We start from the raw sequence: 2,439 nt of genomic DNA, 5'->3' as shown, positions 1-2,439 counted from the left end.
TTAGAAAAACCTTGATATTGTTCCTGACAATATCAAGGTTTTTTCCTATGTAGCAGATATAATGCAAACAACAACACTTGTTTACTCACTATTTACAAAAAATTTACAATAGATTCATATTAAACAGCTTTTATTCATGTATGATTTAGGTATGTAGAATTTTGTAAAAATATAGAAGTGCAATAAGGGGTGTGCTAATGGAACCGTACGAATATTTAGATAATCCTTGTTACTATAATAACCGTGAATTAAGTTGGCTGGCCTTTAATCAGAGAGTGCTTGAAGAAGCATTAGACGAAAGAAATTTATTACTAGAAAGGTTTAAGTTTTTAGCTATTTTCAGTTCTAATTTAGACGAATTCTTTATGGTTCGTGTAGCTGGTTTAAAGGATCAAGTTAAAGTTGGATTTAAAAGACCAGATAACAAATCTGGGTTAACACCTAATGAACAATTAACGTTCATCTCTGAGAAGGCTCATGAGTTAGTCAATTTACAATATGAAACCTATCGTGAAACACTTCTTCCGCTCTTGAGAGTAGAGAATATAGAGATTACATCAATTGAAAAAGTTACGGAAAAGCAAAAAGACTATCTATTTCATTATTTTAAGGAACAAATCTTCCCAGTACTTACTCCGATGGCCATTGATGCCTACCGTCCTTTTCCTAAATTTTTAAATAAAAGCTTAAATTTAGCTATTTTACTCGATGGAAATAATACCATTAACAAAGATGGGAAAATACAGCCTTTAGCAGCGAAACTAGCTATTGTACAAGTTCCAAGTGTGCTAACTCGCTTTATTGAGATTCCTAGTGAAGACTCAACTAGTACATTTGTGTTATTAGAGGATATTATCGCCTATTATATTGAAACGCTATTTTCGGGTTTTAACATAAAAAGCGTAACTCCATTTCGAATTACTAGAAACGCTGATTTAACGATACACGAAGACGGGGCTTCCGATCTATTAAGTGTAATAGAGCAAGAGCTCAAAAAACGAAAATGGGGTTCGGAAGTTCGTTTAGAGATAGTTGGAACTGAAATGGATAGTATGGTCGTTACATACTTACAAAAAAGATTGGAAATACAATCAGATGATACGTATTTAGTTAATGGTCCTTTGGATTTAACCTTTTTGTTTTCGTTCCATAAATACTTGGAACACAGGTATGAGCACTTAATTGATGACCCAATTATCCCGCAAGCTCCGCAAGATTTGCCGACAGGAGTTAATTTATTTGAGCAAGCTCTAAATCAAGACATTCTCCTACACCATCCATATGAATCATTCGAACCGGTCGTTGAATTTGTTGCCAGGGCTGCAGAGGACCCAAATGTTTTAGCTATTAAACAAACATTATATAGAGTAAGCGGTGATTCTTCTATTATAAAAGCATTAAAGAGGGCTGCTGGAAACGGAAAGCAAGTGACGGTTTTAGTAGAGCTTAAGGCAAGGTTTGATGAGGAAAACAATGTAAGTTGGGCGAAGGAGTTAGAAAAAGAAGGTTGCCACGTTATTTATGGAATGACTAAATTAAAGACTCATAGTAAGATAACCCTTGTTGTAAGACGCAGAAATAATCAAATTGAACGCTTTGTTCATTTGGGGACAGGCAATTACAATGATGCTACTGCGAGGTTGTATACAGATGTCGGCTTAATTACTTCTAATGAGAAGTTTGGAATCGATGCCTCGAATTTCTTCAACTATATTAGTGGCTATACGAATGAGCCAACCTATCATCACTTATCCGTAGCTCCTTATCACATTAGAGAAGACTTCATCAAATTAATTGATCAAGAGATTTCATTCCATGAACAATATGGCAATGGTTATATTATTGCGAAAATGAATTCGTTGTCTGACAAGCCGTTAATAAAAAAATTATATGAAGCTTCTATAAAAGGAGTAAAAATTGATTTAATCATCAGAGGGATTTGTTGTTTAAAACCTGGTGTGAAAGGAATAAGTGAGAATATTAGAGTTATTAGTATACTTGGACGTTTCCTAGAGCATAGTCGTATCTATTATTTCAATCATAATGGAGCAGAAAAAACATTTTTCTCATCAGCTGATCTGATGACTCGTAATATGGAAAATCGAATTGAAATCTTGTTTCCAATCCTTGATCAACGTCTAAGGAAACGAGTAAAAAAGTGGTTATTATTGTATTTGGCAGATGACGTGAAAGCACGAGAGCAAGATTGTCGTGGAAACTATTATTACGTAGAGAATCCTGGTACTAGTAAGGGAATAAATAGTCAATTATCTATCAAGGAAAAAAATACTTATGAGCGAATTGGACTATTTGTGCAAAGTATAAAGGGAACAATGACAGCAAAGTTTAGAAAAGAATTAGTTGAGTACATGGGTCATATCAGTTCAATAAAAGAGTTTAAATCAAGAAAGCATTCCTAATTTTATGGGAATGCTTTTA

The 2,439-nt window shown here is 33.9% G+C and carries 1 protein-coding gene; it reads left to right on the top strand.

Annotated elements, in window-relative coordinates; translation table 11 throughout:
• The first annotated feature begins 197 nt into the window (after positions 1–197).
• Positions 198–2,420, top strand: coding sequence for an RNA degradosome polyphosphate kinase (locus tag JCM9157_RS22855; protein WP_081734300.1), 2,223 nt, complete (start codon positions 198–200; stop codon positions 2,418–2,420).
• The last annotated feature ends 19 nt before the right edge of the window (positions 2,421–2,439 follow it).

It is taken from the genome of Halalkalibacter akibai JCM 9157 (assembly GCF_000513135.1).
Lineage (GTDB): Bacteria > Bacillota > Bacilli > Bacillales > Bacillaceae_D > Halalkalibacter > Halalkalibacter akibai.
Note: the sequence above shows the minus strand (reverse complement) of the source record. Positions and strands in the feature narration are given on the sequence as shown.

What these genes read in the sequence shown, in the direction of transcription:
- JCM9157_RS22855 (WP_081734300.1), top strand. Translation starts at nt 198, where the DNA reads ATGGAACCGTACGAATATTTAGATAATCCTTGTTACTATAATAACCGT.